This is a genomic window from Bradyrhizobium acaciae (assembly GCF_020889785.1).
Lineage (GTDB): Bacteria > Pseudomonadota > Alphaproteobacteria > Rhizobiales > Xanthobacteraceae > Bradyrhizobium > Bradyrhizobium acaciae.
In genome coordinates this window covers 1-18,227 of record NZ_JACMYK010000146.1, presented here as the reverse complement: position 1 = coordinate 18,227, position 18,227 = coordinate 1, and the positions used below count along the sequence as shown (strand labels likewise).

The 18,227-nt window shown below is 64.1% G+C and carries 17 protein-coding genes and 1 pseudogene; 8 read left to right on the top strand and 10 right to left on the bottom strand.

Annotated elements, in window-relative coordinates; all coding sequences use genetic code 11:
* From H8A92_RS33835 to H8A92_RS33810, 6 genes are all read right to left on the bottom strand, one after another.
* Positions 1-786 (bottom strand): sugar kinase (locus H8A92_RS33835; protein WP_229199700.1); only part of this gene is annotated, 786 nt, incomplete at its 3' end.
* Positions 787-903: 117 nt separating this feature from the next.
* Positions 904-1,890: a D-erythronate dehydrogenase gene (gene denD / locus H8A92_RS33830; protein WP_229199699.1), complete on the bottom strand. Its 987-nt coding sequence runs from the start codon at positions 1,888-1,890 to the stop codon at positions 904-906.
* A gap of 55 nt (positions 1,891-1,945) precedes the next feature.
* A complete protein-coding gene (locus H8A92_RS33825) occupies positions 1,946-2,854 on the bottom strand; it encodes a carbohydrate ABC transporter permease (protein WP_163161064.1) in 909 nt (302 codons plus the stop codon).
* Complete coding sequence (locus tag H8A92_RS33820; RefSeq protein WP_163161063.1) at positions 2,847-3,806, bottom strand: carbohydrate ABC transporter permease; 960 nt, start codon at positions 3,804-3,806, stop codon at positions 2,847-2,849. Before H8A92_RS33820 ends, H8A92_RS33825 begins: the two co-directional genes overlap by 8 nt.
* Before the next feature lie 109 nt (positions 3,807-3,915).
* A complete protein-coding gene (locus tag H8A92_RS33815; protein ID WP_229199698.1) occupies positions 3,916-5,238 on the bottom strand; it encodes an ABC transporter substrate-binding protein in 1,323 nt (440 codons plus the stop codon).
* Positions 5,239-5,350: 112 nt separating this feature from the next.
* Entirely contained in the window at positions 5,351-6,418 is a 1,068-nt protein-coding gene (locus H8A92_RS33810; protein ID WP_229186112.1) for an ABC transporter ATP-binding protein, read from the bottom strand.
* 205 nt (positions 6,419-6,623) lie between these two features.
* On the opposite strand from H8A92_RS33810, the pseudogene gntR reads away from it, so the two are divergent.
* The 4 genes and pseudogenes from gntR to H8A92_RS33790 all read left to right on the top strand — a co-directional run bounded on the left by gntR (position 6,624) and on the right by H8A92_RS33790 (position 11,499).
* Positions 6,624-7,651: pseudogene (gntR, locus tag H8A92_RS33805) on the top strand (HTH-type transcriptional regulator GntR).
* Between the two features lie 213 nt (positions 7,652-7,864).
* A complete protein-coding gene (locus H8A92_RS33800) occupies positions 7,865-9,703 on the top strand; it encodes an IlvD/Edd family dehydratase (RefSeq protein ID WP_229199697.1) in 1,839 nt (612 codons plus the stop codon).
* Positions 9,704-9,832: 129 nt separating this feature from the next.
* A complete protein-coding gene (locus tag H8A92_RS33795) occupies positions 9,833-10,564 on the top strand; it encodes an SDR family oxidoreductase (protein ID WP_229199696.1) in 732 nt (243 codons plus the stop codon).
* A 188-nt stretch (positions 10,565-10,752) separates the two neighbouring features.
* Positions 10,753-11,499 (top strand): SDR family NAD(P)-dependent oxidoreductase, encoded by a 747-nt coding sequence (locus tag H8A92_RS33790; RefSeq protein ID WP_229199695.1) that lies wholly within the window; start codon positions 10,753-10,755, stop codon positions 11,497-11,499.
* On the opposite strand, the gene H8A92_RS33785 is transcribed toward H8A92_RS33790, so the two are convergent.
* Complete coding sequence (locus tag H8A92_RS33785; RefSeq protein ID WP_229199694.1) at positions 11,496-12,365, bottom strand: LysR substrate-binding domain-containing protein; 870 nt, start codon at positions 12,363-12,365, stop codon at positions 11,496-11,498. The two genes, H8A92_RS33790 and H8A92_RS33785, sit on opposite strands and share 4 nt — an antisense overlap.
* Before the next feature lie 116 nt (positions 12,366-12,481).
* Here H8A92_RS33785 and H8A92_RS33780 point away from each other — a divergent pair, with 116 nt between their 5' ends.
* The 4 genes from H8A92_RS33780 (at position 12,482) to H8A92_RS33765 (ending at position 16,047) form a co-directional block, all read left to right on the top strand.
* On the top strand, positions 12,482-13,363 hold the full coding sequence (locus H8A92_RS33780; RefSeq protein WP_229199693.1) for a DMT family transporter: 882 nt from the start codon (positions 12,482-12,484) through the stop codon (positions 13,361-13,363).
* Between the two features lie 75 nt (positions 13,364-13,438).
* Complete coding sequence (locus tag H8A92_RS33775) at positions 13,439-14,119, top strand: site-2 protease family protein (protein WP_229199692.1); 681 nt, start codon at positions 13,439-13,441, stop codon at positions 14,117-14,119.
* 101 nt (positions 14,120-14,220) lie between these two features.
* On the top strand, positions 14,221-14,628 hold the full coding sequence (locus H8A92_RS33770; RefSeq protein WP_229199701.1) for a hypothetical protein: 408 nt from the start codon (positions 14,221-14,223) through the stop codon (positions 14,626-14,628).
* A gap of 195 nt (positions 14,629-14,823) precedes the next feature.
* The gene (locus H8A92_RS33765) at positions 14,824-16,047 is read left to right on the top strand and encodes an ABC transporter substrate-binding protein (RefSeq protein ID WP_229199691.1); all 1,224 of its coding nucleotides are present in this window, start codon (positions 14,824-14,826) and stop codon (positions 16,045-16,047) included.
* A gap of 74 nt (positions 16,048-16,121) precedes the next feature.
* On the opposite strand, the gene H8A92_RS33760 is transcribed toward H8A92_RS33765, so the two are convergent.
* The 3 genes from H8A92_RS33760 to exbB form a co-directional block, all read right to left on the bottom strand.
* A complete protein-coding gene (locus tag H8A92_RS33760) occupies positions 16,122-16,919 on the bottom strand; it encodes a TonB family protein (RefSeq protein ID WP_229199690.1) in 798 nt (265 codons plus the stop codon).
* Between the two features lie 12 nt (positions 16,920-16,931).
* Positions 16,932-17,396, bottom strand: a complete 465-nt coding sequence (gene exbD / locus H8A92_RS33755) for a TonB system transport protein ExbD (protein ID WP_229199689.1) — start codon at positions 17,394-17,396, stop codon at positions 16,932-16,934.
* 3 nt (positions 17,397-17,399) lie between these two features.
* A partial coding sequence (exbB, locus tag H8A92_RS33750) for a tonB-system energizer ExbB (protein ID WP_229199688.1) occupies positions 17,400-18,227 on the bottom strand: 828 nt, incomplete at its 5' end.

The following is an 18,227-nucleotide window of genomic DNA, read 5'->3' as shown; positions in this document are numbered from 1 at the left end:
AGCAAAACTGTCGCCGGCGGCCGTGGTATCGACCACCGGCTTGGGCAACGGCTCCGCCCTCACCTCGCGCGTTCCGCCGGACGAGCGCACGATGCAGGCGGGCTCGGCGAGCTTCAGCACCACCTCGGGGCTCGAGATACCCGCCAGCAGCGCCGCGTTGTTCTCGCCGGGATAGAGCGGCGCCAGATCCTCGGTCGAGGCAAGCACGATATCGGCCGCCTCGAACGCGCCGCTGAAGACCTTCCGTGCGACGGTCAGGTCCGGCCAGCCGCGGGTGCGGAAATTGGTGTCGAAGGCAAAGCGCGTTCCGAGCAGCCGCGCCCGCTTCAGTGCCGCCATGAGCCGTTCCCTACCGTCCTCGCGCAGGATCGAAAGCGTGATCGCCGAGACATAGACGAGGTCGTACGTCGCGAGCGAGTTCAGGAGATCTTCCGTATCAGGCAGATCCATCAGCTCACGCGCTGCGGCGCTGTCGCGCCAATGGAAGAAGCGCCGCTCGCCCCTGTCGTCGGTCTGGATCAGATAGAGTCCCGGCAGCTTGCCCGGCAATCGCGCGACATGCTTGGTGCCGATGCCTTCGCTCGCCCAGCCCGCGATCATCTCATCGCTCAGCGCATCGTCGCCGAGCGCCGTGATGTAGTCGATGTGGACGCCGAGCCGGGACAGATAGACCGCGGTGTTGAGCGTGTCGCCGCCATAGAAGCGCGAATACAGTCCGCCGACCTGCCCGCCGGGGGCCTGGCGCAGCTCGATCATGCATTCGCCGATGCTGGCAACCCTGGTCATCTCATGAGCCGCGCCGAAGTGCGATGAGTCGTCATCGCACTTCGGCTCCTTGTTTGAGCATGATCTTTTCGGAAAACCGCTTCACACTTTTCCGGATCATGCTTTAGCCGGATTTACTCAGGCGGCGAACTTGCCGCCGAGTTCGTCCTCGATGTGGATGCGGATGATGTCGTCGAAGGTCTTCTCGGCCGTGGTGAAGCCGAGCTTCAACGCGCGATCGGTGGCGAAGTCGCGCGGCCAGCCCGAGACGATGCTGATGATGGTCGGATCGGGCACCCGCTTGATCCGCGCGGTCACGTTCTTGCCGGCAACCCGCTCCAGCGATGCGATCTGCTCGCCGACGGAGACGCACATCCCGGGCATGCTGAGATTGCGCCGCGGCCCCATCGCGTTGAGGTCCATGGTGCCGGCATGGACCAGGAAGCCGACCGCCGATTTCGGCGAGGCATGCCAGTGCCGCACGTCCTCGGAGACCGGCAGGACCGCCTCCTCGCCCGCCAGCGGCTCGCGGATGATGTTGGAGAAGAAGCCGGACGCCGCCTTGTTCGGCTTGCCCGGTCGCACGCAGATCGTCGGCAGGCGGATCGAGATCCCGTCGAGCAGGCCCTTGCGGGTATAGTCGTTGATCAGGAGCTCGCAGATCGACTTCTGCGTGCCGTAGCTGGTCAGCGGCGTATGGAAGAACTCGTCGCCGATCTTCTCGGGGAACGGCGCGCCGAACACCGCGATCGAAGAGGTGAACACCAGCCGCGGCTTGTAGCCGCCGCCGATGGCGCGGATCGCGTCGATCAGATAGCGCGTGCCGTCGAGATTGATCCGGTAACCCTTGTCGAACTCGGCCTCCGCCTCACCCGAGACGATCGCGGCGAGATGGAAGATCACGTCCGGGCGCTCGGCGATCAGCGGCGCGGCGGCGCCGGCATCGGCAAAATCGGATGCGACGACATTGACCGGGATCGAGGCGTTCGCGGGCTTCTGCGGTGCGACCACGTCCTGCAGGGTCATCTTGCTGATGTCCTGCTTGCCGAGGCGACCCTCGCGCAACAGACGTTCGGTCAGCTTGCGGCCGACCATGCCGGCGGCGCCCAAAATCAGAATGTGCACGACCGTGCTCCTTTTCTTGTCTTGTTCTTCGAATTCCGCCGCGGGCCTTGCGCGCTCATTCCTTCACGGCGCCCGTCATCGCCGAGACATAGTGCTCAACGAAGAAGGCGTAAAGGATGACCAGCGGCAGCGAGCCGACCAGCGCCCCCGCCATCAGCGATCCCCATTTGTAGATATCGCCGTCGACGAATTCATTGACGATGGCAACCGGCACCGTCTTGTTCGGTGTCGATTGCAGGAAGGTCAGCGCATAGATGAACTCGTTCCAGCACAGAGTGAACGAGAAGATAAAGGCGGAGATCAGGCCGGGCACCGCCAGCGGCACGATGATCTTGACGAGGATCTGCCAGCGCGAAGCGCCGTCGATCAGGGCGCACTCCTCGAGCTCATAGGGGATGGTCTTGAAATAGCCCATCAAGAGCCACGTCGAGAACGGGATCAGCAGCGTCGGATAGACCAGGATCAGCGAAAGCGGTGAATCGAACAGCCCGTAGGCCTGGATCACCGAAGCCAGCGGGATGAACAGGATCGACGGCGGCACCAGATAAGCGAAGAAGATCAGGACGCCGACGGCCTCCGCGCCCTTGAAGCGCAGCCGTGTGATCGCATAGGCCGACAGCACGCTGGCGACGATCGACAAGAACGTCGCGCCGACCGCGACATACATCGTGTTCCAGAGCCAGCGCGGATACTGGGTCTCGAACAGCAGCTTGCTGATGTGCTTGAAGGTCGGATGAATCACCCAGAACGGGTTGAACTTCTCCATGTCGATGAGCTGCTCGTCCGGCTTGATGGACGTCAGCACCATCCAATAGAACGGGAATAACAGCACCACCAGGATGACGAACAGCGGCAGATAAAGCGTCACCAGGCGCCGCGGCAGCGACTCCAGATAGCTCATGCCCTCGGTGTCGTCGCCGGCGGCGGTGGCCGCAGCCTTCGATTGCAAGGTTGAATCAGTCATTGTTCGATCCTTGCTGCCATTTGCGGCGCTGCATTCCGAACCAGGAAATGGCGATGGCCGCCACCAGGAAAGGAATCATCGCGGTGGCGATCGCGGCGCCCTCGCCGAGCCGCCCGCTGATGATGCCGCGCTGATAGCTCAACGTCGCCATCAGGTGGGTTGCGTTGACCGGGCCGCCGCGGGTCAGCGCCCAGATCAACTGGAAGTCGGTAAAGGTGAACAGCACCGAGAAGGTCATCACGACGGCGATGATCGGGGTCAGCAACGGATAGGTGATGAAGCGAAAGCGCTGCCAGCTGGTCGCACCGTCGAGCGTGGCGGCCTCATAGAGCGATGGCGAGACCGTCTGCAGGCCCGCCAGCAGCGTGATCGCCACGAACGGAACGCCGCGCCAGACGTTGGCGAAGATCACGCTCGCCCGCGCCCACTCGGTGTCGCCGAGGAAGTTGATGTTGCTGTGAATCAGACCGAGCTTGATCAGCGACCAGGAGATGATCGAGAATTGCGAATCGTAGATCCACCAGAACGCGATCGCCGACAGCACGGTCGGCACGATGAACGGGATCAGCACGATCGACCGGATGATCGCCTTGAACGGCATGTGCCTGTTCAGCAGCAGCGCGAGATAGAGCCCGATCGCGAATTTGATGGCGCTGGCGATCAGCGTGTAGAACAAGGTATTGAACACCGACAGCCAGAAGATCGAGTCATCCCATAGCCATTGGTAGTTCTCGATACCGACAAAGGCTCCGGCGCGCCCGATGCGCTCGTCGGTGAAGCTCATCCAGACGCCGAGGCCGAGCGGATAGGCCAGGAACAGGATCAGGAACGCCGCCGTCGGCAACATGAACCAGAACGCTGCCCAATTGCGGTTTCCGCTGAGCCGGGACCAAAATGACGGCTCGCCTGCCGCGGCAGCCTGCGCCGGCATCGATGTCTGGACAGTGCTCATTCGCTCTCAACTCCGAATCGGATGGTGACGCGCGACCGGTTTTGGATCGTGCGTCACCTCGGATCGCCTATGGACTGGAGCCGGCGCGGCTTGCCGCGCCGGCCGTCACCTAGCGGAAGATGCGCTTGGCCGCGCGTTCGGCCGAAGCCATCGCGGTCTTCACATCTTCACGTCCGGTGCAGTAGTTCGCATACATGTCGACGACGACAAAGTCGGCGATCGCGGCCGCGGCGTTTTCGCTCATCTGCGCTTCGCCCGCCGGGGTCGACGCGGTCTGGGCCACGCTCCGATACGGCGTCGTCTTCGGGTCAGCCGTCCAGACCGGGTTCTTGTCGTAGTCGAGCAGGAAGTGCGACAGGTAGCCCTGCGCCGCCTCGATCCACGGATTGAACTGATCCGGCTCCAGCATGAAGGCCGTGAACGCCTTGCAGGTCTGCGGATATTTCGAGAAGCTGAAGATCAGGATCGGGAAGCCGAGATGCAGCTCCCGCGTCTTGCCGTCGAGACCGGCCGGCAAGTGGGCGTGATTCATGTCCTCGGCGATCTGCGGATTTTCCTTCTTCGCCGTGACGTAGATCGAAATGCCGTTGACGGTGAGATGCAGCTGCCCCGCCAGGAACGCCTTGTTGTTGGAGCTGTCGTTCCACGACGCGGTGCCCGGCACGAAATTGTCGTAGAGGCCCTTGACGTACTCGAGCGACTTCGCGGTTTCCGGCGAATTGACGACGACCTTGTTGTCCTTGTCGATCAACTTGCCGCCATGCGCCCACAGCGCCCAATGCAGCCAGCCGTTGGCGTCGCCCGAGGCGTGGCCGAGCGCCATGCCGGCCGGGGTGCCGTTCTTGTTCATGCCCTTCACCAGATCAGCGAAGCCGGCGAGATCCTTCGGGAACTCCTTGTGGCCGGCCTTTTCCATGGCCGCGACACGATAGTTGACGAGGCCGCCGGTAGCGGCGACCGGAATTCCGATCCACTTCCCGTTCAGCATGCCGTATGCCTTGCCGGAATCGGCCCAGCCACCGCACTTCTTGCCGAGATAATCGGCAACATCGGTGACGTCGACGCACTTGCTCGGGAACAGGAACGGCAGCGAATAGAGGCCCCAGACCATGTCGAGGCCCTGCCCCGTATTGGCCGCGACCGACGCCTTCGGCTGAATATCGTCGTAGGATTCGTTGGAGACGTTGATCGTGACGTTGTTGGCCTTCTGGAAGGCATCGACGATCTTCATGAAGGCCACGTCTTCGGCTTCCACGAAGCGCTTCCAGCGCAGCAGATTGATCTTGGCGCCAGGCTCCGGCTTCCATTGCGAGGTCTGGGCCCAGGCCTTGGCATAGCCGAGCAGTTGATCGCTCGACATCGTCGCCGCGGCGGCCAGCATCGCGGCGCCGCCCTTGAGCAGCGAACGGCGGTCGGTGTTGAACATGGACATTGGCAATTCTCTCCCGATTTTTGGTTGTTGCTTAGAAATGATCCCCGCCGTTTGCGTGACGGCCGAAACCCCGGTCGAAATGATGCACTGACGAGACGTGCGGGCGCTGGTTTCAGCTATCCAGTCGCTTCCCCGTCGAATCGTCGAACAGATGAACCAGCGCGGGATCCGGCTTGAGCCGAACCTTGTCGCCCGGGTTGAACAGATGGCGCTCCCGGAACACGGCGACGACCTGCTCGCCGCCTAGCTTGGCGAACACCTGGGTCTCGGAGCCGGTCGGCTCGACCACCACGATCTCGGCCTCGGCGCCGTCATCGGCGATGGTGAAATGCTCGGGCCGCACGCCGTAGACGGCAGGCTTGCCGTCGGAATTCGCCGGTGCCGATTTCAGCGGCAGCTTGACGCCGTTCGGCCCTTCGAAATAGGCCGCGCCGTTGACCTTGACGCTGCCCTTGAGGAAATTCATCGCGGGCGAGCCGATGAAGCCGGCGACGAACTGGTTGGCCGGCGTGTCGTAGAGCTCGAGCGGAGAGCCCATCTGCTCGACGATGCCGTCATGCATCACCACGATCTTGTCGGCCATGGTCATGGCCTCGATCTGGTCGTGGGTCACGTAGACGGTCGTGGTGCGCAGCCGCTGGTGCAGCTCCTTGATCTCGGTACGCATCGCCACGCGCAGCTTGGCATCGAGGTTCGAGAGCGGCTCGTCGAACAGGAACACCTGGGGATCGCGCACGATGGCGCGGCCCATGGCGACGCGCTGGCGCTGGCCGCCGGAGAGCTGGCGGGGATAGCGGTCGAGCAATGGGGTCAGCGCGAGGATTTCGGCGGCGCGCTTGACGCCGGTCGAGATTTCCTCGGGCTTGGCGCCGCGCAGCTTGAGCGAGAAGCCCATGTTGTCGGCGACGGTCATGTGCGGATAGAGCGCGTAATTCTGGAACACCATCGCAATGTCGCGCTCTTTCGGCTGGACATTGTTGACGACGCGGTCGCCGATCGAGATCGTGCCCGAGGTGATGTTCTCGAGCCCCGCCAGCATGCGCAGCAGGGTCGACTTGCCGCAGCCGGAGGGGCCGACCAGAACGACGAATTCGCCGTCCTCGATCGGGATCGACACGCCGTGCAGGACTTCAAAATTACCGAACGATTTCCGCACGTCGCGAATCTGGACCGACGACATCCACTTCCCTCCTCAAATTCCCGACGGCATACGACGAGTGCCGCCACCGCTCTGTTTTGTTCCGACCGCGCTGGGTGCGCGGCACTGTTGGACTGAGTTTATTGTCCGCAGTTTATCCGGTTTTGGCAATCGTTCGATTAGCAATCGCTTGGTAGCGCTGTCAATATCGGTTTGTCTGCGACGAACGTCGTGATATGAGCGGCGGATGGCCCGAAAGCGCATCACGCCAGGCAAGATCCGGCTCGCCGAAGTTGCGAAGCTCGCCGGTGTCAGCCCGATTACGGCCTCACGCTTCTTCAGGAATCCGGACGCGCTCTCGGCCGGCAAACGCGCACGGGTCGAAAGTGCGGCAAAAGAGCTCGGCTACGTGCCCAATCTCGCGGCACGCGCGCTGGCGTCGCAGCGCACCGAGGTGATCGGTGTCCTGATCCCGTCGCTGACCAACAACGTGTTCTCCGACGTGCTGCGCGGCATCTACGACACGCTCGACGGCAGCCGCTACAGCATCCAGCTTGCCAACACGCGCTACAGCATCCTGCAGGAAGAGCGCCTGCTGCGTCTCTTTCTGGCGCAGAAGCCGGCCGGCCTCATTGTCACCGGGATCAACCAGACCGCCGATTCTCGGGCCATCATGGAGACGGTCGATTGCCCGATCGTCCAGATCATGGAGCTCGGCCCACCCCGATCGACATGATGATCGGATTCTCGCATTTTGACGCCGCAAAAGCGGCCATCGGCCATCTGCTTGCACAGGGTTACCGCCGGATCGGCTTCCTCGGCGCGCGGATGGATCCACGGGTGCAGCGCCGGCTCGACGGCTATCGCGCCGCGATGACCGACGCTGCACTGTTCGATCCGCAGAACATTGTCACCACGGCAATTCCGACCTCGGTGACATTAGGCGGGACGTTGTTTGCCGACCTGCTCTCCAAGGCGCCTGACATCGACGCAGTATTCTGCGTCAATGACGACCTTGCGCTCGGCGCGCTGTTCGAATGCAAGCGCCGGCACATGGCGGTGCCGGAGCAGATGGCCATCGTCGGCTTCAACGACCTCGAATTCATGGCGTCGAGCGAGCCGACGCTGAGCAGCGTGCGCACCAACCGCTACGAAATGGGCAAGAACGCTGCCGCGATGGTGATCGAGACGCTGGAGGGCCGCCGACCCACCGAGCCCGTTGTCGATCTCGGCTTCAGCGTCATGGAGCGGCAAAGCTCGGCGCGACGCGGCTGACATCGGCCCGACACCTGTCTGTCACAAGGGAAGCGAAAAATGACAAAATGGTAGCGCAACCAAGTCCCTTCAACTAAGGTCCAATCCATCCAGCGAAACACCCCTGCGTGATCGTCGAGGTTTGTAATGCGCGATGATTTGCGCGAGGTAGAACAACGCTGAACCAGAGCCCTTGAATGGGCCCATCAAGAGTTTGCATTGCGGGAGAAACAGATGACAAAACCCCACACCAACGGGCACGGCGCCGCAGGCGAGACCACTAAGGGCAAGGGCCGCAGGCTCCGCTCCCAGGAATGGTTCGACAACCCGCACAATCCGGGCATGACCGCGCTCTATCTCGAGCGCTACCTCAATTACGGCCTGACGCGCGAGGAATTACAGTCGGGCAAGCCGATCATCGGCATCGCGCAGACCGGCAACGATCTGTCGCCCTGCAACCGGCATCACCTCGAGCTTGCGCACCGCGTCCGCGAGGGCATCCGTGCCGCCGGCGGCATCGCGATGGAGTTTCCGACCCATCCGATCCAGGAGACCGGCAAGCGCCCGACCGCGGCGCTCGACCGCAACCTCGCCTATCTCGGCCTGGTCGAGGTGCTGTTCGGCTATCCGCTCGATGGCGTAGTGCTGACCACCGGCTGCGACAAGACCACGCCGGCCTGCATGATGGCGGCGGCAACGGTCAATCTGCCGGCGATCGTGCTGTCCGGCGGGCCGATGCTGAACGGCTGGCACGAGGGCCAGCGCACCGGCTCCGGCACCGTGGTGTGGAAGGCGCGCGAGCGGCTCGCCGCGGGCGAGATCGACTATGAGCAGTTCCTCGAAATCGTCGCCTCCTCGGCGCCCTCGGTCGGCCATTGCAACACGATGGGCACCGCCTCGACCATGAACTCGCTCGCGGAAGCGCTCGGCTTCTCGCTGCCGGGCTGCGCGGCGATCCCGGCGCCCTATCGCGAGCGCGGCCAGATCGCCTACGAGACCGGGAAACGCATCGTCGACATGGTCTGGGAAGATCTGAAGCCGTCGGACTTCCTGACCCGCGAGGCGTTCGAGAACTGCATCGTGGTCAACTCCGCGATCGGCGGCTCGACCAACGCGCCGATCCACATCAATGCGCTGGCGCGCCATGTCGGCGTCGAGCTGTCGATCGACGACTGGCAGAAATACGGACATGACATACCGCTGCTGGTGAACATGCAGCCGGCCGGCTTCTATCTCGGCGAGGAATATCACCGCGCCGGCGGCGTGCCCTCGGTGGTGCGCGAGCTGATGAAGCACAAGCGCATCCATGAAGGCGCGCTCACCGTCAATGGCCGGACCATGGGCGAGAATTGCAAGGAAGCACCGAAGCCCGACGGCGACGTGATCTGGAGCTTCGACAAGCCACTGGTGAAGGACGCCGGCTTCCTGGTATTGCGCGGCAATCTGTTTGATTCCGCGATCATGAAGACCAGCGTGATCTCGAAGGAATTCCGCGACCGCTATCTGTCCAACCCGAAGGACCTCAACGCTTTCGAGGGCCGCGCCATCGTGTTCGAGGGCCCGGAGGATTATCACGCACGGATCGAGGATCCCGCGCTCGACATCGACGAGCATTGCGTGCTGTTCGTTCGCGGCACCGGCCCGATCGGCTATCCCGGCGGCGCCGAGGTCGTGAACATGCAGCCGCCGGCAGCGCTGATCAAACGCGGCATCCTGTCCCTGCCCTGCATCGGCGACGGCCGCCAGTCCGGGACCTCGGGCTCGCCCTCGATCCTCAACGCCTCGCCGGAAGCCGCCGCCGATGGCGGTCTCGCGATCCTGAAGACCGGCGACAAGGTGCGCATCGACCTCAACAAGGGCAGCGCCAACATCATGATCTCGGAGGACGAACTGCGCACCCGCCGCGCCGAGCTGAAGGCCAAGGGCGGCTTCCCGCACCCGGCCAACCAGACGCCGTGGCAGGAGCTCTACCGCCAGACCGTCGGCCAGCACGCGACCGGCGCCTGCCTCGAGCTCGCGACGCGCTATCACGACATCGCGGGCAAGGTCGGCGTGGCGCGCGATAATCACTAGCTCCGCATCGTCATTGCGAGCGAAGCGAAGCAATCCATATCGCCCCCGCGGAAGTATGGATTGCTTCGTCGCTTCGCTTCTCGCAATGACGGCGGCAACAAATCCGATCAGGATTTCGAGGAGACTTCCATGTCAGACAGACTGAAGGGAAAGCGCGCCGTCGTCACCGCCGCGGCGGCGGGCATCGGGCGTGCATGCGCGATCGCATTCGCGCGTGAAGGCGCCACCGTGATCGCCACCGACATCAACGAGAGCGGCATCGCCACGCTCGGCAAGGACGGCATCGCCGAGACAGCGCGGCTCGACGTGCGCAGCACGGCTGACGTCAACAGCTTCGCCAAGCGCGTCGGCAAGATCGACATCCTGCTCAACGCGGCAGGCTTCGTGCATCACGGCACCATTCTGGAGTGCTCGGACGAGGACTTCGACTTCTCGTTCGATCTCAACGTCAAATCCATGCACCGGACCATCAAGGCGTTTCTGCCTGCGATGCTGGCGGGCGGCGGCGGCAGCATCGTCAACATCTCGTCCTGTGCGGCGTTGCGGCCGCCGGCCAACCGCTACGTCTACAGCGCGTCGAAGGCGGCGGTTTCGCTGCTGACGCGCGCGGTTGCGCTCGACTTCATCACCCAGGGCATCCGCTGCAACAGCATTTGCCCCGGCACCGTCGAGACGCCCTCGATGCTCGAGCGCGCGGCCGCGGCAGGCCCGGACGGACGCGAGAAGTTCGTCGCCCGTCAGAAGATGGGCCGGCTCGGCACCGCGGAGGAGATCGCCGCCATGGCGGTCTATCTTGCGAGCGACGAAGCCGCATTCACCACCGGCGTCGACATGGTCGTCGACGGCGGCTTCATGCTCTGATCTTCGAACCTCTCCCCGCTCTTTGCGGGGAGAGGTCGGAAGCGAAGCTTCCGGGTGAGGGGCGAGGCACAATACCTCCGCACCAATATGCGGAGACAACCCCTCACCCCAACCCTCTCCCCGCAAGCGCGGGGCGAGGGAGCAGAACGTCCGTGCGGCCGCACCGAGGAAATCAAAGGACAACACCAATGAACAAGATCGATCTCAACGGCCGCTGTGCCGTCGTCACCGGCGGCGCGCAAGGGTTCGGCCGTGCCATCACCGAGCGCTTTGTCGCTTCGGGCGCCAAGGTCGCGATCTGGGATTTCGACCAGCCGCTGGCCGAGAAGACCGCGCGGGCGATCGGCGAGAACGTGATCGCAATCAAGACCGACGTCACCGATCCCGATGCGGTCGACGCCGCGCGCGATCAGACCCTGCGGGCGTTCGGCAAGATCGACATTCTCGTCAACAACGCCGGCATCACCGGAGCCAACAAGCCGGTGTGGGAAACCGATCTCGACGACTGGCGGAGGGTGATGCGCCTCAATCTCGAGGGTCCCTTCATCTGCTGCAAGGCGATTGTGCCGACCATGATCGGCCAGAAATACGGCCGCATCATCAACATCGCCTCGATCGCTGGCAAGGAAGGCAATCCGAACGCCGCACATTATTCATCGTCGAAGGCCGGCCTGATCGCGCTGACCAAATCGCTCGGCAAGGAGCTCGCGCAGCACGACATCCTGGTCAATGCGGTGACGCCGGCCGCGGCGAAGACCGCGATCTTCGATCAGATGACGCAAGCGCACATCGACTTCATGCTGTCGAAGATTCCGAAGGCCCGCTTCGTGCTGGTCGAGGAGCTTGCCGCGATGGTGGCGTGGCTGGCGTCGGAAGATTGCGCATTCTCGACCGGCGCGGTGTTCGACATCTCCGGCGGACGGGCGACGTACTAGCTCGCTCGCTTCGCCGGTTGCCGCAGCGCGGCGACGAGATGATCGGCAAGCAGTGATGCCGCGCGCGAAAGATTTTGCGCGCGGTGCAGCCGGATCTCGGCCCGCGGCAGTCGCGGCATGCCGTCGCGCGTGGCCAGGCGGCGCAGCGTCGGCGGAAAGGTGCCCGACTTCACCACGGTCACGGCGAGGCCCTGCGCGGCGATCGCCTCGACCGCCGACAGGCTGTGGCTGACGAAGGCGAGCCGCCACGGCCGGTTGGCTTCGTCCAGCGCCTGCATCGCCCAGCTCCGGAACAGACAGCCCTGCGGATAGAGCGCGACCGGCAGCGGATCGAGCTCTTCGACACGATGCGCGGCGCTCGCGGCCCACACCGCCTGCTCGGTGCGCAGCAGCTCGCCCTCGCCGCGCCCCTCGGGGTGCATCGCGATCACGAGGTCATAGGCTTCGCCGAGCCGGTCCGTCATCGACGACGTCAGCCCGGTCTCCATCTCGACATGGATCAGCGGATAGTTGGCGATGAAATCCCTGAGCAGCGGCGGGACGATCAACGTCCCGTAGTCGTCCATCACGCCGAGACGAACCCGCCCGTCGGTGCCGTGCGCACGCACCCGGCCGACCGCCTCCACGTTGAGGCTCAGAATGCGTCGGGCGTAGCCGAGCAGCCCTTCGCCGGCCGCGCTCAGATCGACACTGGTCGTGCTGCGGTGAAACAGCTCGGCCTGCAGCCGCTCCTCCAGCCGCTTCACCTGCATGCTGACGGCCGATTGGGTCCGGTTCAGCGCCGACGCGGCACGGGTGAAGGAGCGGTGGTCGGCTACCGCCACAAAAGCCTGCAGGAGATCAGGGTCCAGGACGGGCGCGCTCATAACGACCTGTGATTAAATTGATCAGATTTATGCGATTTCCTGATTATGGCCTCTTCCCTAGATTGCGCAAGCGGAACAGCGGGATCGAAAACGGATGGGCGAAATCTGGGGGGGTGTTGGCCGCGGTGCTGTCGAGCGCGCTCGGCGGAACCTCGATCGGGGCGACCCGGTTTCTGGTCGGCGCGATCGATCCGCTGGCGATCGGCGCGTTCCGCTTCGGCATCGGAGTCTTGTTGCTGCTGCCGCTGGCACTGCTGCAACGCGGCAGCTGGCCGCAGCGGAGCGACTGGCTCGGCACCGCCGGGCTCGGCCTGCTGTTCTTTGCGGCGTTTCCGATCCTGTTCAACGCCTCGCTGATCTTCACCACGGCGGCGCGCGGCGCACTCGCGCTCTCGACATTGCCGCTGCTGACCATGCTGGTCGGCGCAGCACTCGGCGCCGAGCCGCTGACCGCGCGCAAGACCATCGGCGTCTTGGTCACGATCCTCGGTGTCTCGGTGGCGCTGCTCTCCGGCCTCGCCACGGCGCCACCGAGCGCCTGGCGCGGCGACCTGTTGATGGTCGCAGCCGCGCTGTGCATGGCGCTCTACAGCATCTGGTCGAAACCCTATATCCGCCGCTCCGGTCCGATCCCCTTCACCACGCTCGCCATGGCGGCCGGAGCTGCGGTCCTCATTGCAGCCTCGTTGTTGCGCGGCAGTTTTGCGCCGGTCGCCGACTTCGGTGCGCCGCAATGGTTCGGCGCGACCTATCTCGGCGCCTTCGGCGCAGCGCTCACCTTCTATCTCTGGGCTTTCGCGCTGGAGCGGACGACGCCGACCCGGGTGGCGATCTCAGTCACCGTCAACCCGATCGCGGCATCGCTGGTCGGTGCTGCGCTGCTCGGCGAGCCGCTGAGCTGGAATCTGATGGCCGGCATCGTCACCGTCCTTGCCGGGATCTGGATCGCGACCACCCAGCCGCAACAGGCCCGCGTGGTCGCGCCGGATACACAATGAGCCGCGGCCCGCCCGCAAGGCCGTCAGCGAATCCGTGCTAGCCTGAGGTCCGGTCCAGGCGGAGGCGGCACGCAGTTGAATATTTCCCTCTACGACGTCTCCGTCTGGGTGCTGCCGCTGGTCATTGCGATCACCTTCCACGAGGCCGCGCACGGCTTCGTCGCGCATCGGCTCGGCGACGACACCGCCTGGCAGCTCGGCCGCGTCAGCTTCAACCCGCTGAAGCACATCGATCCGTTCGGCACGCTGGTCCTGCCTGCGATGCTGCTGTTTGCGCATTCACCGTTCCTGTTCGGCTACGCCAAGCCGGTTCCGGTGAACTTCCGCAAGCTGAACCATCCCAAGCTCGATATGGTCTGGGTGGCGCTGGCCGGCCCGATCACCAACATCATCCTGGCGACCGCGGCGGCGCTGGCATTCCACGCACTGCCATTGGTTCCGGCCGATGCGGCAAAATGGGCCGCGGACAATCTGAAAAACGCGTTCCTGATCAACATCGTGCTCGCGATCTTCAACATGATGCCGATCCCGCCGCTGGACGGCGGAAGGGTCGCGGTCGGGCTGTTGCCGCGGCCGCTGGCGATCCCGCTCGCCCGGCTCGAGCCCTACGGCATGCTGATCCTGATCGGGCTATTGATCCTGCTGCCCGTGATCGGCAGGCAGGTCGGCCTAAATCTTGATGTTATTTCAATGATACTGCGAACTCTGACCGGCTATGTAATCAATGCCCTTCTCCTCATTACCGGAAACACATAGCCTTTGATCTGGCGCATGATCTGATCGGAAATCCGTGCCACTTTCCGGCTCATTCGCAAGGACGGGAACGCTTCGAGGCCATGGTGATCAAAGCTGCCGATATGCTGATTGCACGACGCGCCGACACTCGCGCGCGGGCTGACTTTGCCACCTGGAAGATGATGGCCAAGCTGAACGGCGCCTCCGCTCTGCCGCCGGAGGCGCAGAATTTCCTCGCCATCTACAAGAAGCTCACGGAACAGATGAGCGACGCCGAGGCCGGCGAGGCGACCATCCAGGAGATGTATCGCACCTACTATGCGGAGATGGGCGGCGCCGGCAAGGCACCGGAGGTTCCGGCGCGCACACGCGAACCGGTCGCCGACACCGGCAACGTCACCGCATTCCGCCGCCTGCCCGCCAAGAAGACGACTGCATCCGATCCGAACGCCAAGCGTCCGATGCCGGTGGCGCTGATCTTCGCGTGCCTCGTCGTGGTCTACGTCGCGATCCGCTACTACTGGAAATAGCGCGCTCGGGCTTCCCGTCATCTCCGACATTGATGATCTACGACCGACGCCGCGGCATCCGGTCGCGCGTCAGCGGTCGCTCAATCGCCGCAGCGTGGAATATCGCGCGCGATCGCTCGCGCCGGCGCCCTAGGCGATACGCCCGATGCCGGGCATAATGAGGAACTCAAAAGCAAAAATCATACTGGAGGAAAGATGAAGCGTTCCATTGCAGCAGCCCTGGTCATGACCACGAGCCTCGCGTTCGCCGGCGGCGCATCGGCGCAGACGATGGACAAGGTCGCCAAGGTCGGCGCCCTCGGCGATCAGTCCGGTCTCTATCAGGATATCGGCGGTCCCGGCTCGACGGTGGCGGCGCAGATGGCGATCGAGGATTCCGGGCTGCTGGCAAAGGGCTGGAAGATCGACCTGATCTCGGCCGATCACCAGAACAAGCCGGATGTCGCGGTCAACATCGGCAAGCAATGGATCGATGTCGAGAAGGTCGACGTGTTCGTCGATCTCGCGGCCTCCAATGTCGGGCTTGCGATCGCGAACCTCTCCAAGGAGAAGAACGTCGTCAATTTGAACTCGGGCTCCGCCTCGTCCGACCTCACCGGCGCGCAATGCTCGCCGAACACGGTGCATTGGGTCTACGACACCTACATGCTCGCGAACGGCACCGGCAAGGCGCTGGTCAAATCCGGCGGCGATACCTGGTTCTTCCTCACCGCGGATTATGCGTTCGGCCAGGCGCTCGAGCGCGACACCTCGGCGGTCGTCACCGCGAATGGCGGCAAGGTGCTCGGCAGCGTCAAGCATCCGCTCAACAATGCGGACTTCTCGTCGTTCCTGCTCCAGGCGCAAAGCTCTAAGGCCAAGATCGTCGGTCTTGCCAATGCCGGCGGCGACACCACCAACGCGATCAAGCAGGCCGCCGAGTTCGGTATCGTCTCGGGCGGCCAGCGGCTTGCCGGCATGCTGCTGTTCATCACCGACATCAACGCGCTCGGTCTCAACGTCGCGCAGGGCCTGAACTTCACCGAGACGTTCTACTGGGACATGAACGACCAGACCCGGGCCTTCACCAAGCGCTTCATGGAGCGCTTCAAGAAGAACCCGCCGACCATGGTGCAGGCCGGCGTCTATTCGTCGCTGATCCACTACTTCAAGGCGCTGGAAGCGCTCGGCGGCAATCCGCATGACGGCCGCGCCGTGGTCGCCAAGATGAAGGAATTGCCGACCGACGATCCCCTGTTCGGCAAGGGCTCGATCCGCGTCGACGGCCGCAAGATCCACCCCGCCTATCTGTTCGAGGTGAAGAAGCCGTCGGAGTCAAAATATCCGTGGGACTATTACAAGCTGGTCGCCACCATCCCGGCGGATGAAGCCTGGCTGCCGCTCGAGAAGAGCGTCTGCCCGCTGGTGAAGAAGAGCTGAGATTAAAAGCTGAGATAACGTCATTCCGGGCCCGCCGACGGCGTCCGCGCAGGGCGCGGCCCGGAATGACACAGCTACTTCTTCGGCTGATTGAACGTAACGGGGAGCGTGAACGAGAACTGGTCCTCGGTCAGTCCGGCCGGCGGCGCCGGCACCGGATCGGAGCGGTGAACCATCGAGATCGCCGCGTCGTCGAAGGCGGCATCGCCAGACGATTCCGTCACGGCGACCGACAACACCTTGCCGAGACGATTGAGCACCAAGGCAAGCTTCACGTTAGCCGACTTGGTCTTGCCCTTCTCGGGGTATTTCTTGTGCAGGTCGAGATAGGCGCTGATCTTCTTGCCCCATTTGGCGGTCAGCGCGAACTTGTCCTTGCCGATGCCGGGGTTGGGTGCCTTGGTGGTCTCCGACTGGCGCGTCGCGTCTTCAAGCTTGGTCGGCGAGCGGTCTTCGTGCTTCTCGGAGGCTTCGCTGGTCTCGGTTTGAACCTTGGCGACCTGAGCATCCTCCTCCTTCGGCTTCTTGCTGTTGTCTTCCGTGACGATGCGATCGGGATCCTCGGCCTCAGTCGGTTGAGCCTGGGGAAGATCGGTATCCTTCACCTCGGCCTTCTGCTGCACCATTTCCGGCGCAGCTTCCTGTGCACGGTCCGGCGGCCCGGGTGGCGCTGGGTCATCCTCCTCGCTTGCGGTGGCAAGCTCGACGGCGTATTCCGCGCCGGCAGCGCCGAGCCCCTCGTCGCCGTCGTCGCCGCGCAAATTGGTCAGCGCCAGCGCCGCGCCGCCCAGATGCAGCCCGACCGCCGTCACGGCAGCGATCACCCAGAGCCGCTTGGACGTCCGCAGGTCGAGTTCGGGGTTGGTGGACATCGCTGTTCGCCGTCAGGGTTTGGCCGGCTCGGTCTGCAGGGCCGCGGGCGCTCCCGGCACGCCCTCGAGCGTGACCAGCTTCACATGCGTGTAGCCACCGGTGCGCAGCAACTCCATCACGCCCATCAGCTCGCCATAGGGGACCATGCGATCGGCCCGCAGGAAGACATATTTGTCTCTGCTCATATCGGGCACCGCATCGAGCGAATTGACCAGATCGGTCCGCTTCACAGCATTCTCCCCGATGGCCAGCGTCAGGTCCGGCTTGATGCTGACATAGGTCGGCTTGTCCGGCTTCTTCTGCGGCGTTGCGCTCGAGGTCGGCAGATCGATCGGCAAGTCGACGGTCGAGAGCGGCGCCGCCACCATGAAGATGATCAGCAGCACCAGCATCACGTCGATGAACGGTGTGACGTTGATCTCGTGCGATTCCTCGAAATCGTCGTCGCCATCGTTCTCGGAGATCGAGACGGCCATCGCCTACTCCGCCGCGGCACGCGCATGGGGAGCGCGCGGAACGTCGCCGGGAATGCTGCCATGGGTGCGATCGAGGTCGCGCGACAGCAGCCGTCCCGCGGCACCCGAGGCGCGGCTGACGAGCTCGAGGTAAACCTTCGTGACGCGCGAGAAATGGTTGTAGATGATCACGGCGGGGATGGCCGCGACGAGACCGATCGCGGTTGCGAGCAGCGCTTCCGCGATGCCCGGCGCCACCACGGCAAGGTTCGTGGTCTGCGACTTCGAGATGCCGATGAAGCTGTTCATGATGCCCCACACGGTGCCGAACAGGCCGACGAAGGGCGACGTCGCGCCGATGGTCGCGAGCAGGCCCGTACCGACGCGGATCTTGCGGGCTTCGGCGCGCATGATCTCGGCGAAGCTCGAGGCCGCGCGCTCCTTGATGCCGCTGTCGCTCGAGATGCCCGCCGACAGACGTCCCTCGCGCATCGCAGCCGCAATGAACGACGACAGCACGCTGCCCTTGGCGCCGAGCGCGAACTGCGCTTCGGCCAGCGACCGCGATTCAGCGATCCTGGCGAGCGCGCCACGCAGCTTGCGCTGCGCCACGGTCAGCTCGACCATCTTGGCGATGAAGACCGTCCAGGTCACGAGCGAGGCAAAGGCGAGACCGAGCATCACCGCCTTCACGATGATGTCGGCATTCAGGAACATGTTCCACGGCGACAATTCGTGCAGACCGGTCGAGGTCGACTTCAGCGATTTGGCGTCGCCGCCCGCGGGTGCAGCCAGGGATGCCTCATTCGCCGTCGGTGCCGGAGCTGCCACGGCAGGTGCCGGCGCGGCTCG

Coding starts and splice junctions, on each gene's coding strand:
- H8A92_RS33815 (WP_229199698.1), bottom strand. CDS start 5,238: ATGTCCATGTTCAACACCGACCGCCGTTCGCTGCTCAAGGGCGGCGCC.
- H8A92_RS33765 (WP_229199691.1), top strand. CDS start 14,824: ATGAAGCGTTCCATTGCAGCAGCCCTGGTCATGACCACGAGCCTCGCG.
- exbD (WP_229199689.1), bottom strand. CDS start 17,396: ATGGCCGTCTCGATCTCCGAGAACGATGGCGACGACGATTTCGAGGAA.
- H8A92_RS33770 (WP_229199701.1), top strand. CDS start 14,221: ATGCTGATTGCACGACGCGCCGACACTCGCGCGCGGGCTGACTTTGCC.
- H8A92_RS33810 (WP_229186112.1), bottom strand. CDS start 6,418: ATGTCGTCGGTCCAGATTCGCGACGTGCGGAAATCGTTCGGTAATTTT.
- H8A92_RS33785 (WP_229199694.1), bottom strand. CDS start 12,365: ATGAGCGCGCCCGTCCTGGACCCTGATCTCCTGCAGGCTTTTGTGGCG.
- H8A92_RS33795 (WP_229199696.1), top strand. CDS start 9,833: ATGTCAGACAGACTGAAGGGAAAGCGCGCCGTCGTCACCGCCGCGGCG.
- H8A92_RS33800 (WP_229199697.1), top strand. CDS start 7,865: ATGACAAAACCCCACACCAACGGGCACGGCGCCGCAGGCGAGACCACT.
- H8A92_RS33820 (WP_163161063.1), bottom strand. CDS start 3,806: ATGAGCACTGTCCAGACATCGATGCCGGCGCAGGCTGCCGCGGCAGGC.
- H8A92_RS33825 (WP_163161064.1), bottom strand. CDS start 2,854: ATGACTGATTCAACCTTGCAATCGAAGGCTGCGGCCACCGCCGCCGGC.
- H8A92_RS33760 (WP_229199690.1), bottom strand. CDS start 16,919: ATGTCCACCAACCCCGAACTCGACCTGCGGACGTCCAAGCGGCTCTGG.
- H8A92_RS33790 (WP_229199695.1), top strand. CDS start 10,753: ATGAACAAGATCGATCTCAACGGCCGCTGTGCCGTCGTCACCGGCGGC.